The organism is Nostoc sp. UHCC 0251 (assembly GCF_034932245.1).
GTDB lineage: Bacteria > Cyanobacteriota > Cyanobacteriia > Cyanobacteriales > Nostocaceae > Nostoc.
Genome location: NZ_JAYGHD010000003.1, coordinates 57,123 through 76,539 on the forward strand (window position 1 = coordinate 57,123; position 19,417 = coordinate 76,539).

At 45.4% G+C, this 19,417-nt stretch carries 18 protein-coding genes and 2 pseudogenes; 7 read left to right on the plus strand and 13 right to left on the minus strand.

Going from position 1 to position 19,417, the window contains the following annotated elements; genetic code table 11:
• Positions 1–10 precede the first annotated feature (10 nt).
• The 3 genes from VB740_RS00975 to VB740_RS00985 form a co-directional block, all read right to left on the minus strand.
• Entirely contained in the window at positions 11–292 is a 282-nt protein-coding gene (locus VB740_RS00975) for a hypothetical protein (protein ID WP_323198233.1), read from the minus strand.
• A gap of 8 nt (positions 293–300) precedes the next feature.
• Positions 301–954, minus strand: a complete 654-nt coding sequence (locus VB740_RS00980; RefSeq protein WP_323198234.1) for a hypothetical protein — start codon at positions 952–954, stop codon at positions 301–303.
• A gap of 150 nt (positions 955–1,104) precedes the next feature.
• Positions 1,105–1,539, minus strand: coding sequence for a hypothetical protein (locus VB740_RS00985; protein ID WP_323198235.1), 435 nt, complete (start codon positions 1,537–1,539; stop codon positions 1,105–1,107).
• 88 nt (positions 1,540–1,627) lie between these two features.
• On the opposite strand from VB740_RS00985, the gene VB740_RS00990 reads away from it, so the two are divergent.
• A complete protein-coding gene (locus tag VB740_RS00990; protein ID WP_323198236.1) occupies positions 1,628–1,924 on the plus strand; it encodes a hypothetical protein in 297 nt (98 codons plus the stop codon).
• Between the two features lie 29 nt (positions 1,925–1,953).
• Here the strand turns inward: VB740_RS00990 and VB740_RS00995 are convergent, their stop codons facing one another.
• Genes VB740_RS00995 through VB740_RS01030 form a run of 8 tightly spaced genes read right to left on the minus strand, consistent with a single transcriptional unit; the run spans position 1,954 to position 13,326 of the window.
• A complete protein-coding gene (locus VB740_RS00995) occupies positions 1,954–3,945 on the minus strand; it encodes a DUF4157 domain-containing protein (protein ID WP_323198237.1) in 1,992 nt (663 codons plus the stop codon).
• A complete protein-coding gene (locus VB740_RS01000) occupies positions 3,942–4,190 on the minus strand; it encodes a hypothetical protein (RefSeq protein ID WP_323198238.1) in 249 nt (82 codons plus the stop codon). The genes VB740_RS00995 and VB740_RS01000 overlap by 4 nt, the downstream gene beginning before the upstream one ends.
• Positions 4,187–6,217, minus strand: a complete 2,031-nt coding sequence (locus VB740_RS01005) for an ATP-binding protein (RefSeq protein ID WP_323198239.1) — start codon at positions 6,215–6,217, stop codon at positions 4,187–4,189. The genes VB740_RS01000 and VB740_RS01005 overlap by 4 nt, the downstream gene beginning before the upstream one ends.
• Positions 6,214–7,461, minus strand: coding sequence for a DUF4255 domain-containing protein (locus tag VB740_RS01010; RefSeq protein ID WP_323198240.1), 1,248 nt, complete (start codon positions 7,459–7,461; stop codon positions 6,214–6,216). Before VB740_RS01010 ends, VB740_RS01005 begins: the two co-directional genes overlap by 4 nt.
• A gap of 3 nt (positions 7,462–7,464) precedes the next feature.
• Positions 7,465–10,473: a hypothetical protein gene (locus VB740_RS01015; protein ID WP_323198241.1), complete on the minus strand. Its 3,009-nt coding sequence runs from the start codon at positions 10,471–10,473 to the stop codon at positions 7,465–7,467.
• The gene (locus tag VB740_RS01020) at positions 10,470–11,210 is read right to left on the minus strand and encodes a phage baseplate protein (RefSeq protein ID WP_323198242.1); all 741 of its coding nucleotides are present in this window, start codon (positions 11,208–11,210) and stop codon (positions 10,470–10,472) included. The genes VB740_RS01015 and VB740_RS01020 overlap by 4 nt, the downstream gene beginning before the upstream one ends.
• A gap of 54 nt (positions 11,211–11,264) precedes the next feature.
• Positions 11,265–11,732 (minus strand): phage tail protein, encoded by a 468-nt coding sequence (locus tag VB740_RS01025; protein ID WP_323198243.1) that lies wholly within the window; start codon positions 11,730–11,732, stop codon positions 11,265–11,267.
• A 10-nt stretch (positions 11,733–11,742) separates the two neighbouring features.
• The gene (locus VB740_RS01030; protein ID WP_323198244.1) at positions 11,743–13,326 is read right to left on the minus strand and encodes a phage tail sheath family protein; all 1,584 of its coding nucleotides are present in this window, start codon (positions 13,324–13,326) and stop codon (positions 11,743–11,745) included.
• Between the two features lie 593 nt (positions 13,327–13,919).
• Between VB740_RS01030 and VB740_RS01035 the strand changes: the two genes are divergently transcribed.
• The 4 genes and pseudogenes from VB740_RS01035 to VB740_RS01050 all read left to right on the plus strand — a co-directional run.
• Complete coding sequence (locus VB740_RS01035; protein ID WP_323198245.1) at positions 13,920–14,153, plus strand: hypothetical protein; 234 nt, start codon at positions 13,920–13,922, stop codon at positions 14,151–14,153.
• A 44-nt stretch (positions 14,154–14,197) separates the two neighbouring features.
• A pseudogene (locus VB740_RS01040) lies at positions 14,198–14,735 on the plus strand (IS1 family transposase); the annotation flags it as partial.
• A gap of 40 nt (positions 14,736–14,775) precedes the next feature.
• Positions 14,776–15,863 (plus strand): ISKra4 family transposase gene (locus VB740_RS01045; protein ID WP_323198246.1). Its coding sequence is split into 2 segments (ribosomal slippage): positions 14,776–14,932 and positions 14,932–15,863, totalling 1,089 coding nucleotides; the frame shifts between segments, so codons are not numbered across the junction.
• A 26-nt stretch (positions 15,864–15,889) separates the two neighbouring features.
• A pseudogene (locus VB740_RS01050) lies at positions 15,890–16,141 on the plus strand (IS1 family transposase); the annotation flags it as partial.
• A gap of 96 nt (positions 16,142–16,237) precedes the next feature.
• Here the strand turns inward: VB740_RS01050 and VB740_RS01055 are convergent.
• Positions 16,238–16,720: a hypothetical protein gene (locus VB740_RS01055; protein ID WP_323198247.1), complete on the minus strand. Its 483-nt coding sequence runs from the start codon at positions 16,718–16,720 to the stop codon at positions 16,238–16,240.
• A gap of 168 nt (positions 16,721–16,888) precedes the next feature.
• Positions 16,889–17,326 carry a four helix bundle protein gene (locus VB740_RS01060; protein WP_323198248.1) on the minus strand — a complete coding sequence of 146 codons (438 nt, stop codon included), beginning with the start codon at positions 17,324–17,326 and terminating at the stop codon, positions 16,889–16,891.
• Positions 17,327–17,550: 224 nt separating this feature from the next.
• Here VB740_RS01060 and VB740_RS01065 point away from each other — a divergent pair, with 224 nt between their 5' ends.
• Together VB740_RS01065 and VB740_RS01070 are read left to right on the plus strand one after the other, a co-directional pair.
• On the plus strand, positions 17,551–18,633 hold the full coding sequence (locus VB740_RS01065) for a site-specific integrase (protein ID WP_323198249.1): 1,083 nt from the start codon (positions 17,551–17,553) through the stop codon (positions 18,631–18,633).
• A gap of 142 nt (positions 18,634–18,775) precedes the next feature.
• Positions 18,776–19,417: hypothetical protein (locus VB740_RS01070; RefSeq protein ID WP_323198250.1), on the plus strand; the 642-nt coding region annotated here is incomplete at its 3' end.

Below are 19,417 nucleotides of genomic sequence, written 5' to 3' on the forward strand. Positions count from 1 at the left end.
ACTCCTGAATTTAACTGAGCGGAATAATCAGTTGCCGAGCGATTTTGGCAGTCAATTCTTGAGGGTGCATGGCGTTATTGGCATCGCATAAACGCCAGAATTGTTCGGGATCGCCTAAGTAACGGGCGGTGATATTGTCTAAGCGTTCCCCCTCAGCCACTGTATGGGTAGTGAGGACAGTAGGGTTTGCAATCGGTAAAAAGCGACGGCGCACATAGGCGATTTCTCGTTCATCTGATGTAAGAAATTTAGCAGTTTCAATATCGTAATAACGACTAGTGGTGTTGAACATGGCAGACCTCAAAGCGGTAATGAAAATCCGATATTGGCAACGCTGTTGAACACATTGCTTGTCGCCATAACTTCTTTGGCAAGTTGATGAACCATAAATAGGTTTGCACCTTTGCTATTGCGTTCTAAATCGTAGTAACTCAGAACTTGCAGCGTCAGATTAAGGCTGGCGCGGATGGGATTGAGGTGCGTATCGTAAGCTTCTTCGGTAATGCTGAAGCTGGAGAGGCGCACGGGTAACACGCGCTTTAGTCCCCAGACAAAGAGGGTTAGGGGGCCTTCCGGTGGGATAATTTCTACATTCCCTGCCATTTCTAATGCCATGTTCTTAATTACTGTCGTGCTTTTGGGATATAACAGCATTTCTAGTGCAGAAATGGCAGGATACACACCCATTTGTACAGCAATGGGATTGAGCGTTTCTAGTTGGTCGGCAGCGTCTAGTTCGACATCAAGGGTGATGGTTTCGTTGGGTGGGCCTATGAGGCGGAAAGGTTCGTATCTGTTGCTACCGTCTTCCCAGTTAGTAGCACGCGCATTGAGTGTGCGTGTCATGGTATGAGGATTATACTGGAAGACGACGACGCTGGCTAAAGGATTGCCGCGATCGAATCCGATAATTGCGCCTTTGAATGGGCGTGGGGCACGAGGGAAGCTTGGCATGGAATTATTCCTGAATCATCTGTTGTTTTGGATACTAATTTCTTGGGTTGTGTAGTTCAATGTAAAAAACCGTAAGCATCGCGCTTGAATAAGTGGGCATTGTTAAACACAGAGCAATCATTATGCAAAACTTACGTTCTCTACATCTCATTAGGTTCCTTTTGCTCTGTTATTAAAAGTAGTAAAGGTTCCCGTGCCGGAATATAGGCGCATGATGTCTGGAGTTGGTGGTGGTGGCGGTGGCGGTTTCATCGCAGGAACCATAACTTGAAATTTTGCTGTAAAACTACTGCCTTTGAGTAATACCGCTTTTCCCTTAGATTTGACTCTTTTGGCTTTTTGATTGGGAGCTAGAGATGCAATAGAAAGCGTTCCAGAACCGGGGGGAATGATATACGGCGGACTCGTATAAGTACAACCGGGGACAGTAACTTTTTTCTCGTCACCTTCTATGCAAATAGTTTTGCCCTTGACTTTTGCTCTGCCAGTACCTGTTAAGCGACCAGGACGCACACCTACTGTTGCTTTCCCAAAGGTTGGTTTGAATATGACTTGGTCGCCAGTGATGAGAATAAAGTCTAACATCTGTTTTTTGGTGAGAAAATAAAAGATTAATCAGAGGGTATATTTCGAGTTTGCTATCTGGCGATCGCACGCTCATCAACCTTCATACATGGGCGCTCGCATTTTGGAGTGCTGCGCTTTGCGCGATCGCATCTGGGCGTGTTTTCAAAGTTTATTGGCTTCGTTGATGTCGTACGATGCTGATGTGTGGCAGGTGCGGCGCTGGTGGCAAGAAAAAAAGGCGGTTGTGCAGGCACAGTTGTGGGCGGGAACTTATCAATTTCGGGAGTTGCGCCGGATACAGGGGAAGGAAGGGGTAACGGAAATGTGGGCGGAGCTGGATGCGTTGGGGCTAGAGCTATTTAATGGTTGGACTGAGAGATTAAATAACCCAATACCAAGTTAATAATCTTACTCACCTTTTGCCATTAAGTTTTAGAAATTTAGTGCCACCACCTGACCGTACTTTTCACGTCCATCTCGGTTGGACAAGTAAGTATATATCCAGATACGATCAGCAACATCGGCTATATTTGCAACATCAATAGGAGGCATAGCTCGTAATTCGAGTATAGCCGCTTGCTTAGTTAATCCACCTGGAAGGGCGACAATGTCTGTTTTCTTCCCATATGCGCCTAATCCTTCTATGTCATTGCGTTGCGCTTTGTTTGGGAACTTCTTGCTGGTCAAGTAGTCCTTTCCTTTCGCGATTCCCTTGATCCATTTCCCTCGTGTGAGTCCTTGTGCATCACCTACCTCGAGTATGCGTTCTTGCACTCCGTGGGAGAAAACCTCATCTGTATTTGCCATTTCTGTTAACCATGGCGCTGATTTGACTAGCTCAAAGAAGGGCTCACCGCTGTTTGCCTTATACCAGTCTTGCTCCGGCTGTGACAGCATTTTGAACAACGCTCCAAAATCTGTGCGTGCCATCACTGGTGCAATTGTTTTCGGGTATGACCGTACTAGACTTAGATCCGCCATGCGAAGATAGGCGATGATCAAGCTAAGAAGCCCGACTAGGTCTTGGGTTAGAGGTGGTGCATTTGAATTGCGGCCTATGTAAGTTCCGATAGCTTCTCTGGCTTGTGCCGATGCCCCTCCTTGAACCTGAAGAATTCGCCCTGGGTTGACGTTAGTATCCCATCCTGTAAGTTCCATTCTTCCTTGTCTGCGAGCAATTGCTTCTTGGGGTGTCTCAGCAGGAGCTGCGAAAACGTCCTCAAGGAGGTCAGCGACCTTGTCTAGAGACAAACCGATAGTTGTTTGTGGCTTTGCTCGCCACTGTGGGATGCCTGTTGGATACAGAAATGATCGTCTCCGTACAGCGATGCCTAGAATATCTATGGCTCGGGGTAGATGATGTTCTTGTATCCACCACCGGTTGAAGTTAGTGCTGATGTGATTGAGAGTGTTTTGGATTCCGTGCATCGCATTACGTATTTGCCCACGACCGCTTATACCTTCGTCGAAGGCGTCAGTAACAATCTCCAGATCTGATTGATCTCCATGAGTAGGATGGTCATCAGCCTGAAGCTCAAAGCCGTTGCCACGTACTAGCGCCTTCCCCTTTGGAATTCTTTCCCAGTCAGGATTATTAGGATTTGCGTATGGTTGCGTACTTGTAGCTGTGGCAAAATGTGCAGCTGATGCTTCAGCAGTCCTCCAGTTAATATACTCGAACTCGAAGCCTATCTTTCGCTGAATTCGGGTTTCATTAGCCTTCTGCTGCACCACATGCGTCAATTCATGGGCTATTAACTCCTGTCCCCCGCGACTTCCCGGCTGATAGGCCCCCTGCCGAAAGAACACATCCTGCCCAGTCGTGAAAGCACGAGCCTGAATTGACCGGTTCAACTGGTCAGATTGAGCATCCGTGTGAATCCTTGCTCCACTGAAATCTGCCCCAAACCCCTGTTCCATCCGTTTACGAACATTATTTTCTATCGGTCGTCCGCCTCCCCTTGCTCGGTTGATCGAGGCTTCTAAGTCTGGTGTAGTAGCCATCCCACCATCACTAGACCTACGCTGTAATATTGGCAACCTCATCAGTCTTGCTTCCTTATCTTTTGTCTCCATCTCCTCTGGCTGAACAGTTTCATCTTCACCTGAGTGCATAGACGTAGATGCATTGATTCGCTGCACCACCTGCGCCGCTACCCGATCTGCTTCCTGTTCGTATTTATCCCCCACTGCTCCAATCATCAGCTTCGCCATAATCTGTTGTGGTTTCGTTGTGCTGATAGGCACTCGGCTAAAGTCTTTAGATAGAGCTGAATTCCCCAATGGCTGTGCTTCTTTATCTTCTGTTGATTGCACCCCTGCCTCTGCAACCGAACGAACGGCGGCACGCTGTAAAATTCCACTCTCTTGAGATACCTCACTTTTGCGCTGCTGATTAGTTTGGGCAATTCTTTTATTAGTCATCGTTTCATTCCTCGATATATTCTTTGTGCAATTTGTTGCCCCATTTGGGTGGGATTAGTTCCATGCTTTAATTGAATCGCACCACCAGGCGCTACCCCACCTGGGAGCAAGTTGTCTGGTAAACCTTCATTAGCCAGCAACCGCGACAATTCTTTCTCCACCGCCCTTTGCAACACCCGTCCCTGACTAGGAGAAATCGGCACTCCCTCTAAAACCAGCCTTTCTATATCAATATTGATATTCATCCCCTTACCCCCATAGCTACCGAAACCCGAAAATCCGCCTCATTCACAGGTCGATCCAACTTACGAAACTCACTCCGCGCCGCCGCCAACACCAACTCCATCGTCACCACCTCCCCAGCCCCAGCCGCCAAAAACGCCGCATTCAAAGCAATATTATGAATACTCCCCCCCGTCAGATTAAGCCGTGCCAAACGGTTAAAATCCAAACCCTCCCTTGGCATCTCTTGGGGAAACACCTTCTGCCACATCACCTGACGTTCAGCCACACCAGGAAAGGGAAAATTCACAATAAACCGCAAGCGGCGCATAAACGCATGGTCAAGCGAACCCTTCAAATTCGTTGCCAAAATCGCCAAACCCCGATAAGCCTCCAACCGCTGCAACAAATAATTCACCTCAATATTCGCGTACCTGTCATGCGAGTCCCTCACCTCAGAACGCTTGCCAAACAAAGCATCCGCCTCATCAAAAAACAGAATCGCCCCCCCATCTTCCGCCGCATCAAACAAACGCCGCAGATTTTTCTCGGTTTCTCCGATATATTTATTCACAACCGCCGACAGGTCAATCCGATAGAGATTCAAGCGCAAATCATTGGCAATCACCTCCGCAGCCATCGTCTTCCCCGTCCCGCTTTCGCCAGCAAACAAAGCACTGATCCCCATCCCCCGATTCATCCGCTTATGAAACCCCCAATCCTGATAAACCATGCTGCGCCGCCGGATTTGGTCAGCAATTTGATGCAGCAAATTAGTCTCCTCTGCTGGCAGCACGATATCATCCCAAGTCGCCTTCGGGTCGAGGCGTTGCGCTAAACTATCCAACTGCGGGCGAGTGCTAGCCAGACACGCCGACCAAATCCGATTTTTCATTTTCTCCCCCCCTTGACAAGGGGGGGTTGGGGGGGATATATCTTCGTTCTCTGCTTCAGAAACTTCCCCCACCACCTGCTGAACAATCTGCTCTATCGTCACCAAATTGAGGTTAAACTGACCAGCCAAAAGCTGCGGAGTCCCATCAGCCACTGTTCCCAATGCCTCACTCCAAACCGCCTGTTGTTCAGAAGGCGTGGGTTTGTCTACATCCACTACAATTGTGGATTGTCCCAAATTCTGCCTAACTTCATGAGTGCTAAGGAAAAGTAGACCACCGCTACGGTTCATAAACCGATGCAGGGGGAGTGCTTGTCCTTCCGTGTTAGGTTTACCGTCAACCTCTTGGGCATCTAAATACAGGGCAAGAGGCAACAGCAAACTTTCCCGATGCCACAAACGCGCAATAGTTTCTAATTCACCCGCTTGGGTAGGCAAGAGTTCCACTGGCAAACGATAAACATACCGCTCCAGTTGGGCTGCTACCTGTTGGGCTACCAGTTGCTTACTGAGGGAATCTGCCCCCACAAGCTGAATAACTGGTAAACGTTGCCCCCTATGGGTGTGTTGCAATTGCTGAATAATTGTTTCTACAACAGTTTGCTGGGAAGGCGGTAATTTCACATCCCATGCTTCTGTTTCCAGTGGCATCAGTAATGATACCAAGCGATCATCCAGAGAATTTAACCCTTTGATATAATTTAATATACGTTCATCTAGCCGTAAACCACTGGTGGTAAGGGGTTGAACTCCCGACTGGTGAATTTCAATCAATCGCCAGTAACGCAAAGGTCTTTCCCAAGAAAGGGCATCCCACGCAGGTTCATCGAATAAAGATAAAGCCAACGCAAAGGTTGGGTAAGCTTGGTGAGAATTATCCTGTGCTTTGGCGCAAAGGCGAGCCATCCCTGGATCTAATTCCATTGCTACGCATAACAGCAAAATCTCTTGTTCAAAATCAGACAAACCTAACTTCTGGCTCAACAGAATCAGCGCCGGGGGTGAATTCATTTCCTCAGCCGTTGGCTTTTCTGTAACTTCAGGTATTTCAGTTTCAGTTAAATGTGCAAACTGATACAAACGCCAGCGCAACCAAGCCAGTGCATTCGCTAGATATTCTTCGTTGTTTTGCATCCAGGCATCAAGGTTGTTCATAAAATCACCACCTTTTGATTCTGGTCGAAAACAGGCGGTGTCACTGTGCGATCCACCAACAAACTATCTACCCCATCAATCCGCAACCGTACAAAATACTCACCCGCAGTTACCCCTGCAATCCGAAACTCTAGTCTATCCGTCTGAGTTTGACGGGGTTGAGCCACAACTTCTCGGTCTCCCAACAATAACGCAACCCTCTGTCTCGATCGCACTTGGGGACTACAAATCAGGGTTAATATTACCTCACCATTAGGGTCTGGTGTTACCTGCCGTGGTATAATATCCAAAATTTTTGGTGCTAATGAAAAAGATAATTCATTGGTAGTCCGACTTGGTTCGCCAGTCCGAGTCACTCCAACTGCCACAGTGTAAAAACCTGCTGCCCACCTTGCAGGCTCATCAGGTAATTGTACTTGGATCTCAGTCGCCGTTCTCTCTGGTAAGGGTGGCAACTCAAGAGAAATTTCTAAACGAATATTTGTAAATAATATAACTACATTTTCAGCATCTAAGTGAAAACCATTAAGAATAAGAACATCACCTAACCTGCCACTAGGCTGCTGGTTAGGCAATTGAATAGAAACCAGTGCAGGCAAGGGTGACGACAAATCTGATTGAAGGATTGGCCCGCGATCGTCCGATTGACGTTTGATAATCGGCAGAGGAGTTTTTGCAGGCAGCTTGCTTTCAATCAACACTACTGACACCTCATAAGCTGCTGAAATCCGATATGGAGCTTGAAAAGTTGACCACAAATTAAACATCTCCTCCACAGACAACGGCTGGTAAACAATTCGCAGCTGTTCCATCTGTTGGTCAAGGTCGTACTCGGTTGGGTCAGTGGTAGGTAAAGCTGCCCTAATATCCGCAGAAGTGAGGATAGGATGGTCGTTAAAAACACTCATAGCCACACCTAGCAGACGATGACTGGTAGGTTCTGGGAAGTCATCATTTTGGGCGTAAGCTGTCAGTAGGTAGTAGAGGTTCAAGGGCAAAAGCTGCTGTCCTGTTTCACCTGGCTTGACTTGAGAAGGAATGTCCATATTCCGCCAAGTCGCATTTATCTGAGTATCGTAGAGAAACAGATTAACCTGGTCACCGCTACTCACAGTATTATCTCGCACCTTATCCAATGGTCTTGTCGTCACGGTGATTCCACCAGAACTCTCAGCATCAAATCTTTGCTGGAGCAAGTGACGCAATGTAATTGTGACAGCGGCAATCGCTAATTCATTGCTCATCGCTTACCTCCTTTGAGCGCGTCGGCGCAAGTAATCATCCAAACTCATTACAGATGGTGCCGGACGGGGCTTTGGTCGAGACGGAGGTGGTGCTGGTGGAGTGGCGCGAATTTCCACGCGACCAATTGTGACTTGAACAACAGGTGGTGTTTCTAAATCCTCTAGCGATCGCTGTTGAGCTTCTTTGCTGTTGGCTGCAATCACTGATAAACTTTTCTCAGTAACGTCATTGATTGACTGAGAAAGCGGTCTTATATCAGATTCTTCTAAGTGCTTAAAGTACGAAGACCGTACCTCGTTTCCGTTTTCCCTACCCCCATAGGTATAAGGGTTAGGGGTGGGGTTCTGCGGCAATATTAAGTTATCAACTCGACTGGATACTATACCTTCATCGTTTCCTATCGGGGAGTCGGAAACCCCGACTTCGAGGCGTCGTAAGTTTTGGTTAGGGTTTAAATCTCCAACTAAAACTCCCTGTTTGCTGTTCGCTGTTCTCTGTTCCCTTTTAGGAAAATCAGATAAATTAGAGTCAGAAAAACTAACCTGCGGTTGTACATAAGCTACTGCGGTTGAAGCACGTAACCCAGAAGTTGGTATTGTATTTGAATGAGTATTTAACTGGGTTGGCTGTTGTGAAGTGACAGATGATGGTAAATCATCGACTACTGCTGCCGTAGGACTTTTTGTCTTAAGGGAAGATGGTTCGGGAGATACATCTGTTAGCGGTAGCTGTGTTGATGAAACTCCTGGGTGAGCAAACCTCCTCTGAATTCCTTGCACCTCAGACGCAAGTTTTCCCTGTGGTTCAGCAACAGAATGTGGTGATGTAAAGTGTGTTTGTATGGCAATTGCAGGTGTTAACGGCTGATTGTGTGGATTTGATGACATCCTATCAATAATCGATACCCTCCCCCGTGAGGGTGCTGCACTCTTTGCGATCGCTCGTGAAGATCCTGCACTCTGTTCTATTGCCATCGGTTCTGGTTGAGGCTGAACGGTTGATATTTCTGTACTTATCAGCTTTTGTGATTGTGGGGAGGATGAAACAACCGGAGTTGTTAAAAGCGATCGCAATTCTTGCAATTCACCTACAGGCTGCTGCTGTTGAATGACAGGAATTGACGCAGAGGTGTTCGTTTTTACCGCCAGCGCAGGTGTTAATGGCTTGTTATCCACAATGGACAACACCTGATTGGCAAGCGGTGAAATCACTGCTGATTCTGGTTGAGGCTGAACGGTGGATATTTCTGTACTTATCAGCTTTTGTGATGGCGGGGAGGATGAAACAACCGGAGTTGTTAAAAGCGATCGCAATTCTTGCAATTCACCTACAGGCTGTTGCTGCTGTTGAATGACAGGAATTAACGCAGATGTGTTCGTTTTTACCGCCAGCGCAGGTGTTAATGGTTTCTTGTCTGTAGTAGGCACTACCATTATGGAATCAGGTGTGTTCACCACAGCTTCTTCTGGAGTGTGATGGTCGGATAGTTCCAAACTTATCTGTTTTGGCACTTGTGGAGACGAAACAACCCGAGTCTTTTCGAGCGATCGCACAGATTGCAGCGCCCTCACAGGCGAGCGCAATCCTTGCAATTCAACCACAGGTTGTTCCTGCTGTTTAATTGTAGGGATTGAGACGGGAGTATTCGTTTCCACCACCGACACTGGTTTTAATGGCTTGTTGTCTGCAATGCACAACACTTTATTGGCAGCAGGTGCAATCGTTACTGATTTTGGTTGAAACTGAGGGGAAGGTAGTTCTGAACTCGCTACCTGTAGTGACTGAGAATGGCCAATAACTCGATTAATTTCAATTGGTTGCTTGTGTGAGGTTTCAGTTGCAGGTTTTTCCTGTGGTGAAATTTTAAGAGAAACTGCTCGATGAATTCCACTTGATTGGTTGTGTAAGAATTGAGTTGTCGGTTCTTCCAATTGTTCAACAGCAAAGTTTCCAAGAACAGCATTGTTCCCCTTTGCGATCGCAGTCGTTAACGTTGTAGTATCCGAACTTGGCAGGGAAAATGTTCTTTGCTGGGAAGCAAGTGGAATTAACGCTGGCTCTGTTAGCTTGGAGATGGAAAACAGTTGCAAGTCGGGCTTTAAAGGTGATTGAAAAGATAAAACGACACGATTAATTCCAAGTGGTTGCTGGGGTAAAGATTGAGGTGTAAGCTGCTTGTGTTTATAGATTGGGTTTGAAAAAGAAGCATTTATTTCTGTGGCGATTGCAGAAGTTAATGACACATCAACAACACGACTCGAAAGGGGAGTGTTTGTTTCTAGCACAAGAGCAGGTGTCAACGGCTCTGTGTTGGGAGTTGGCGTTACTTGAGCGGTAGCGAGTGAAATTATTTCTGATTCTGGAAGACGTTGAGTGGGAACGAGTTCCCAACTTACCATTGCTGGAGATTGGCGCGAAGAAACAACTGGATCAATTTCAGTTGATTGCTTCGGTTGTTGAGTAGAGCTTTGTGCCTGTAGTTTAACAGCAGGGATTGGTGGGACAGTGCTTATTTTTAGCTCTGTGTCTTGAGCGATCGACATATTATCAGTAGTGATTTCACTCACGACTGATTCTGGAAAAGCCCAAGCGGGAGATAGTTCAGAGTTAGGCTCCTCTACAAAGTAAGGAGTTGATGCAGATATTGGTTGGGAATGTTGAGCAGGTGTTGAAGTTAAATCCGTTGAGAGAGGATTGCTTGTCTCATCAGGTGTTTGCAAATTTGTTGCAGGCGATAAGCCGGAGGCTTGACGCTGAGTCCTTTGGACAGGCTGCGCGAACGCGTACCGCTCCTCCAACAACTGTTCAATGTCAAATGTGAATTTTTCTGCCTCTAACGTTGTTTCCGACTCAGTTTCCTCTACAGTGACATTCGATGGCTCCCAATTATCAGCTTCCCCAAATAAAAGGGCGGACTCTGGTAAAGGTTCAAATACTGACGGCAGATGCGGTTGAACCGTATTTAGCAGGTTAAAGTTTTTAGCTACCAAATGGTAGAGATAATTGCTCATCTGCCCACCACCATCTCTAAATACAATTGCCGTCGTCTGGGACTCATAGCTAGAATATCAGCTTCACGCCAACCGTAGGCAGAAGCCAAGATATGCACTTCTCGTAAAACTCGAAATGCCCAAGCGTTAATCTCAGCCCAAAAGAACGACACAATGTCAAACAACGATTGCCATTGGTGATTGCAAGCGGGACAGGAGACATCCAGTGGCACATTTGCTTGAGGGTCAGCCTGAGCCATCTGGGCGATCACTGCATCTATCACATGAGATGGCAATTGGTCTAGCGGCAAAAGTTTACCATTACAGGCTGCTCCCAATATACAGCGCTCCAATAAAACCTCTTGGGCAATATCTAGTTGTTTGTGTTCGGCGATCGCCATCAGATCCAAACTGTTTGGAAGACGAAAACTCACTTCATAATCAGCAAGCTCAAGAGAATATTTCTCTACTGGCTCAAGTGACAGTGATGCGACGCGCATATCTGCTACATCAAAATTGAGTTCCAAGTCTTCACCGCAACTTGGACAGGTCACTTGACTGACTAATTGAGAACCAAATATCCACTCCCGTAATGTCAGCAGCATAGCATCACGCTGACCGAGACTGAGTTGGGTGAGCTTATCTATGGACGTTTCAGGACAAGCAGTAGCCAGTAGCCTTATCGCTCTAGAGTAAGATGGCTGATTGCGTCCCCACTCCCAGATATTTAACAGTTCTGAGGCTGATAGCGATCGCATAGTTTATTTCCCTGGTGGTTTAATAAAGCTTGATTAACTAAACCAAGTTAATCATCAAGCACGCTCCCAACCCTCGTTTTCTATCTTTATATATTCGATAGCCACAGCATTGGCACTAGCGTCAAGGTCAGGCAAGGCTTGATATTCCGAAACCCAGCAACCAAAAACGTTATATGAAGTCACTGGTTGACCAGCTTCATCACGAACCTCAATCGTGATATTTTGACGGAAATCAGCTAAGGAAACTTCTGGGCTACCACCAAGTGCCCAAACCTTGTTTGCCCACTGTTCAAACTGAGGATCTTTGGTAATACCTCGTTCTAGAGTGATGGGATCGTACTTACTTTGTCCTGGAGACTTATAGACAGTACTAGGGTCGCCACCCGTGCGATGTTCTATCACCTCGGTTGTTCGCTTGAGACTGCTAACCTTACTCACCCCAGCGACAGCAGCACCATTTATCCTGACAACAAATTTGAAGTTTTTGTACGGGTCGAAACGAGTTCCGGAAATAGAAGGCATATATTACTCCTTATACTGCGATTTGTCCGGCTATTTGCTGAATCTTGATAATGACAAATTCAGCAGGTTTGAGTGGAGCAAAACCAACAATAATGTTGACAATACCCAGATTGATATCATTTTGCGTTGTCGTTTCCTTGTCGCACTTAACAAAGTAAGCGTCTTCCGGCTTTTGACCTTGAAAAGCTCCTTGACGGAATAAGGTGTGCATAAAAGCCCCAAGATTCAGGCGAATCTGTCCCCACAAAGGTTCGTCATTTGGTTCAAAGACAACCCATTGCGTACCGCGATAAAGACTTTCTTCCAAAAAAAGTGCTAAACGGCGAACCGGAATATACTTCCACTCATCGGTCAGACGATCATCCCCACGTCGTGTCCGTGCCCCCCAAATCACACGACCAGCAGCTGGTAGAGTTCGCAAACAATTGATTCCTAGAGGATTCAATTCCCCATTTTCTGCATCTGTTAGAGGTACACTTAATTGCGGTACACCCACCAGCGTTGCTTCTATACCTGCTGGAGCTTTCCACACTCCACGTTGAACATCAGTACGAGCAAAGACACCAGCTATAGCACCGCAGGGAACAAACTCTTCTATTTGGTTGTCCCGTAAAGGGTTGGGTTGCTTGATTCTGGGGAAGAAAACAGCAGCGTAACTAGTTGGATCACCAATATTATTCTGAACCTCAGTCTTTGCTACATCCTTATTAGTCCAATTGCTAGGCGGATCAATGATGAAAAACGCTCGACGATCTCTACAGAATTCGGCAGCTAAAGCGACTAGAGAGTTATAATCTATATTGTTGTCAGCTGTATAGGGTGGAACACAAAGGATATTGAAGAGGTCAGCTTTGTTTAAAGCATAAAGACCTTCTTTTGCTCCTTCTTTACCTGGTCCCGTAAAGTCGTTTAATTTTAACAAACCACCGTCTGCACCAGTGTTCGGTTCAGCTTTGGTATTAGTTGCTGGATCGTTATCAGCCCACAATTTCTGTCCTGGCTGCAAAGGGGGATGAGCAGTAGGTCTAGCCTCTGGTAAGCTGCCGCTTACCCGCACCAAACTAGACTCATTTAACAAAACTTTATCTACTTGCCTTTTGTGATTTTCATTCACCGATACATTGCGGAAGACCTCTATTTGACCACTGCTTTCATCCAGAATTGTGAGGTTGAACAGATCTTCTGCTGTTGAAGGTATCACATCATGGTCGATACGAACCCTCAAAGAGTTGCCCCAACTTCCTTCACTTGCGGCTTCTAGGTTAAATCCATTAATATCTAGTCTTGCTTTGCTGGCTACTGGTTCTGCGCCTTCACCAACTCCAAGCACATGAATAAGTCGGACAATAATAGCTTGGCTACCACCGTTAAGATAAAAGTCTCGCACAGCATAGCCAAGGGTACTATTTAGCCACAATCCTCCAAAAATGCGTTCAAAGTCGCCATAACTATTGATAGTAATCGGCTCGTTTACAGGGCCCCGTAAAGCACGACCAATAAAAGCAGTAATAGAGGTAGATACGCCTGTAATCGTGCGTACACCACTCTTGATTTCCTCTATGTAAACCCCTGGATAAGTTGGTTGTATAGGCATTGTTCATTCTCTAGATTAAACACTTAGAACTTGCAAATTGACAAAATAGTCAATTTTAAAATATGAAAATTGAATAATCTTTACAAGAGTTATTTGAATGCAGTGATATGTATTACATGTCTAACAACTTATAGTTATGAGTTGTTAGACATAGTAATGCCAATTTCTTAGTTCTTACCATCTAATTTTTATCAAGTTTTCATCTAGCTTTTATGCGGCAGAGCAGTTCTTAATAACAGTTCTTAACAAGACTATGATGAATAAACTTGGGGTAAGAATTATATCAAGAGTAATGCTTTGCAGACTTTACCATGAATCCGATAGGAATACAATATACTTGTCCCCCCGCAAGGGTAATATGTTGTGCCTATCTCAATGGTCAACTCGCTATTTGATATTTTTGCAAAAATGGGATGCTCCCGAACAAGAAAAAATCTTTTATCAGCTAAATCTGCTTTTTAACACCTCTCCTATCTATAAAAACAGGAGAGAAATATGCTGACACTAGAACCAGAACAGACATTAGCGCTCGATTACCCCAGTCTCAACACCAGCAGGAGCTAGAGCGTTTACAGCAGGAATTGAGGATTGGTTTGCAAACAGAAGCCACAGCCAAAGCTGAAGAACAAGTCGAAGAGCAAATCCAATCTCTGCAAAACTTGTACAGGCAGCAGAAAGAGCAAAATATTCAGTTGCAGCAGCGCTTAGACGAAATGGAATCGCTACGGCAGTTGGAAACTGAGAACCAACAGCTTAAGCAACGTATTCAGGATTTGGAAAACGCCGTACAACAGCATCCAATTAAAATAATCGGCGTTGCAGAATAGAAATATGAATTAGTGCGTAGGCGTAGCCCGTCGTAGACATCGCTATGGAATGCCCAAGATGTGCATCAACTCATATTCGCAAAAATGGGAAACAGAGAGGTAAACAAAATTACATCTGTGTGAAATGTGGTCGTCAGTTTATTGATTCTTATGAACAGAAAGGTTACTCGGAAGAAATTAAGCGCGAATGTTTAGAAATGTATGTCAACGGTTCTGGCTTTCGGGCAATAGAACGAGTGAAAAAAGTTCAGACGCTCGCGGACTCGCTAACGCTTCGCTATCATACGACTGTCATCAATTGGGTAAAAGAGGTTGGTAATACTTTGCCTGACACAAAGGAATTGGATGAAATCCCAGAAATAACTCAAGTTGATGAGTTAGAAACGTTTATCGGTAAAAAAGAACAAAATTTGGTTGTGGACAGCAGTAAATAAGCATGTCCCAGGAGTTATAGCCTGGGTTTTAGGAGACCGCAGTTCTGAAACTTTTAAGCTTTTATGGCAGATAATAAACTGCTGGCATTCTTATTTTTACGTTACAGATGGCTATGGGAGCATCCCAGTTTTTTGCAAAGAGGGCGAAAATCAGTCAGGATAAGTAAGACGAGTGTATTTATCTACCGATGACTCCAGAAAAAAAGCAAGCACTTCAAGAACATATTCAGGCGTTCGCTAAAATATTATACGAAGATACGTCACCAGAAACACTGACAAGCCTTGCAGCAATTGAATCGGCAGTGCGAAGTCAAATGCAGAAGCATGTCATGCCAGAAGTAGGGGTTTTTTTATCGAAACGGTTACGGGCACAAGTGCAGGGTATCAACGACGATTAAAAAGTATTCTGGGAGAATTGCCAATCACAAGCAAGCAAGCGCAGCAGTTGGAAGTCCCTTCTAGCAATCAACTGAGTCCGTATCTGGAAATTTGCTGTCTACGTGTGAGTGCCAATGTCAGCTATGAAGATGCAGCCTCAGATATTGAGTATTTCACAGGTGTGCAGGTTTCTCGCAGTAGTCAACAGCGATTGGTACATCGCCAGAACTTTGAGTTGCCCACGCAAGAAGACACGGTTGAAGAATTAAGCGTCGATGGTGGAAACATTCGTGTCCGCACTCAGTCAGGTGAAATATGTGCATGGCTTGGCTATAAAGCGATTAGCTTGCATCATCTAGGAATGCTTGGAACGTCCTTTCAAGATAATCAGGTTGTAATTGATTGGGTTAATAACCAGCCATTGGCTAGCACAGTCACTTGTGTTGGTGATGGACATGATGGCATTTGGAACATCATTAACCAATTAGCGCCTGATGTACAACGTCGAGAAGTGCTTGATTGGTTCCATTTAATAGAAAACCTCCACAAAATCGGGGGTTCCCTAAAACGCTTGAAACAAGCCCAGGCTCTACTATGGAAAGGTCAGGTTGACGCAACTATTGCCCTATTTATCAAATATAAGGGTAAACAGGCACAAAACTTTTGCCATTATCTGGATAAACATCGCGATGCCTTCGGCGGGCTACGCCTACGCATCATCAATTACGAATACCATCAAGCTGAACAAATTTGTTCGATTGGTTCTGGGTCGGTTGAATCTGCCGTTAAACAGGTTGACCGTCGAACTAAGATTTCAGGCGCACAGTGGAAGCGTGAAAATGTGCCTCAAGTCCTTGCCCATCGTTGTGCCTACCTTAATGGATTGTTGTTTGTTTGAGTAACCTTAAAAAGTGAGATGCTCCCGATGGCTATCCAGTTTATCCTTGTTTTATTAGCAATGAGGATCATATTGTTAGTAAAACTTATATGACACGAGTAGAAGGTGAAAATAGTCGTTTTAGACATTATTTGGCTAGGTTACATCGTAAAACTTTTTGTTACTCTAAACCAGAGGAAATGCTTAAACTATCTATTCGATTGGTAATACATTATCTCAAGTATGGTTCCGTATCTCAAGTATGGTTCCGTGGCGCTGCGGGGACACCCGGTGCTTGAAAGCATGGAAGAAAGGCGCAGGCGAATTTATTCTCTACGAGACGCTGCGCGTTATGCCGCAGGCTTTACGCCGTCCCCATTCTTCAATTTCCATGCTTAAGTTAACGGTAGTTCAGCACCGGAGTCTTCTCCAAAAAGCCAGTCGCTATCACTATCAGCATTACCTTCGCCATCCACTTGAAGATTTAAAGAAGGCACCAGCTGTTCAATTTGGCTTTCAAGTCGGGAGAGCGCCAGCGCCAAAGAAGCAAGTTGTTCCCTATCCTTCTTAATTTCATTTGAAATCCCCACCCGCAATTGATTTACCCTTTCCTGGAGGGTATGCACTTCCGTTTTGGTCGCAGAAGGAATACTCACTTTCTCTGACAGGGCGGCGATTTGAGCTTTCAAAGCTTCAATTTCAGCAGCAGTTGCACTATCTGCATCATCCGGACTCTCTTCAGAGAGTGCTTGTTTAATACAATCCAGCACAAACTCTTTAAAAGTTAAGCGCAAATCCTCAGCACGCTGCTTGGCCCTCTTCACCAACTCCCGGTCTTCTTCAGACAGAAGTTTTATATTTATCTGCGGATATTCCACCAGTCCCTCGCGCTTTTGTTGTGGAGAAGTGAGAAGTGAGAAGAGTAGGGGAAGTAGGGGAAGTAGCGGGAGTAGCGGGAGTAGGGGGAGTAGTGGAAGTAGTGGAAGGAAATGCTCTTTCTCCCCCAGCTTCAAAAGCGATGGAATAGTTATTTACTTGCAAGTCTCTTAGTGCTTCATCAACCAAGATTCTGAATGATTAATCATATTGACTAATCCACTCAAAATCTGGTTATAGGTTCCGTAGAGTTCTCGACCAATCTCAACATCCAAGTAACCACATTTAACACTAAACTCTATCCAGGTTTGAGTTTCGGCTGCTTCTGATTGTCTACGACACGCTCCGCGAACACAATCATTCAATTTAGCGACGAAAGCTGCCTCATATCGACGCTTCCTCCATGCCTCAGCTAAATTCGCACACACAGAGCGAGATAGCGAAGCGTTAGCGACGTTAGGAGCGTCTGAACGACGAATTTGATCGGTAAGCGAATACCTTTCCTCCACAGGAAACTTTTTCGATAATTCAAAAATTTGCATCGCCATATCAAATGCCATCTTATAAATTTCTAAATCTTGATGCTTTCTAACCAGTTCTTTAACCATTTGCTTTAAGTTCTAATATTTACTCACTCCCCCTACCTCCCCATCTCCCCCGACTTCCCCGACTCTTCCCACTACCATCATCGCATACAGGATATCCACGTATATACGATATAGATGATTTTATATGGGCAATTGGATCGTGTCTGGGAAACAACTATCATAAAGATACCGGGAATTATAGTTCTCGGCATCATAATCATCAGTGGGGGTTGGGGATTTATCTTATGGAAAATTTACCTGTATTAAGCGTGGAATCACTTGCAGTGGAGATGGTGACTCTGCCGCTTGATCAAGCCCGGGTTGCGCTTGTAGATTATTATTTTCCCAATCGCCAGAGAATTAATTCGACGGAGCAGCTAATTGAGCTATGGGTACATTCTGTCACTATTAAAAGCGACCAAACGCGACGGGCATATCGGCAAATTGCTTATGAGCTTGCTGATTATATGCAGTCGCGGTTTGGGATATCTGATTTGAGGATGGTAACGTTATTTCATCTACACGCAAATCTTGCTTGGCTGAAAGATGAAAAGCCAGTACGGGGACAGAAAAATACTTATGGAATTAGTAAAAATACGGCAGCTAAATACACTGCGGCGATTAAAAGTTTGTGGGAGTGGGGTACTAGAGCTTCTATTGGTTATTTTGCTATCGACTTGGGCAAGGACTTAAGTATCCAATGGGACGATAAGCTCGCAGAGCGCATTCTGTCGGAACGCGAGATTGCTAAGTTGGAAAAAGCGGCGATTGAAGTAGATTTGCAACACAACACTAATAAGATGCATTGGCTGCTGTTGACTCTCGTCTTTTACAGTGGGGTGAGGGCGGGAGAAATTGCGCGGCAAACTTCTGATTATGGTAAGCGCATAGTTACACCGGGGTTATTTTGGCGGCAGTTTCGGGAGGATGGAGATTGTCTGTTATTAACTGTGACGGGGAAACGAAATAAAACCAGAACTATTAGTCTCGATCCGGAGACGAGTGCGGTGCTACTGGATTACCGTGGCGATGCCAGCAATGATCAGCCGGTGTTTCCTAGTCCCAGTCGTCGAGACAGAGGTAAACCTCTAAGCGATCGCGGATTGCGGTTAATGATGGCGGAAATTTCTGCTAGTGCGGGAATTAAGTTCAGCGCCCACTTTCTGCGCCACACTCACGCGACGCTGGCTAAGAAAAATGGAGCTTCTGATTTTGACTTGCAAGCAGATTTGGGCCATGCTTCTCCTGCGACAACTGCAAAGTACATTCACCATGTCGGGCGTGTTGGGACTTCTCACGCACTGCGTAAAAAAAGCAAACATCGGTAAAAAAGCAATCGCCACCGGTTCATGGCGGGTACGCCATCGCGCTCATGCGCTCCAAAATGATAGTGTCAAGGTAGTTATCTTTTCGGGATGACGCGCTCACTCAGCCGCGTCCAGTCCCGGTTAACCTAGATAGTACCTAGACATGAGCCAAACAGGGAAAAACAAGAAACTGGCATCTTTTAACTGCGACCAAAAGATGTGGGAGCAGTTTATCGCCCGTTGTAAATCGAAAGGGACGACGGCAACAGCCACGCTGACCCAATTTATCGAACTCTACCTAGATGATATAGATAACCTTGATGCAATTGGTGGCGATAATTTAGATAAACGCTTGGACTCTAAGATTAAGGCAAGTGTTGAGGAGTACCTAGTTACTAGTAACAATAGTAACCCAAGTCCTACGAATGAAACGATATTAGCTATTTGCTCACGACTTGATAAGCTGGAGTCACAGTTTTCAAGTGAATCTAATAGCAACGAAACCACAGCAATCCCTAATCTCGCCGATTTATCAGAAAAAGTGGAGGGGATAACAGCCCGAATGACACAGTTTACTGAGGCGATTATTAAAATTCAAAATCATCTCAACAATCAACAAAAGCGGGGCAATAAATCGTACAACAACAATTCATCATTCAAAGTGCATACTCCCCGAATGCAACCATTAACCGAAGAAGGTTTAGCTTCAAGACTTGGTGTTAGTCTTGAAACTGTACGCGAACAGCGAATTAAGCTGCACCCACCGCTTTTTGTGGCATGGTGCAAGGGCAAGGATAAATCGGGT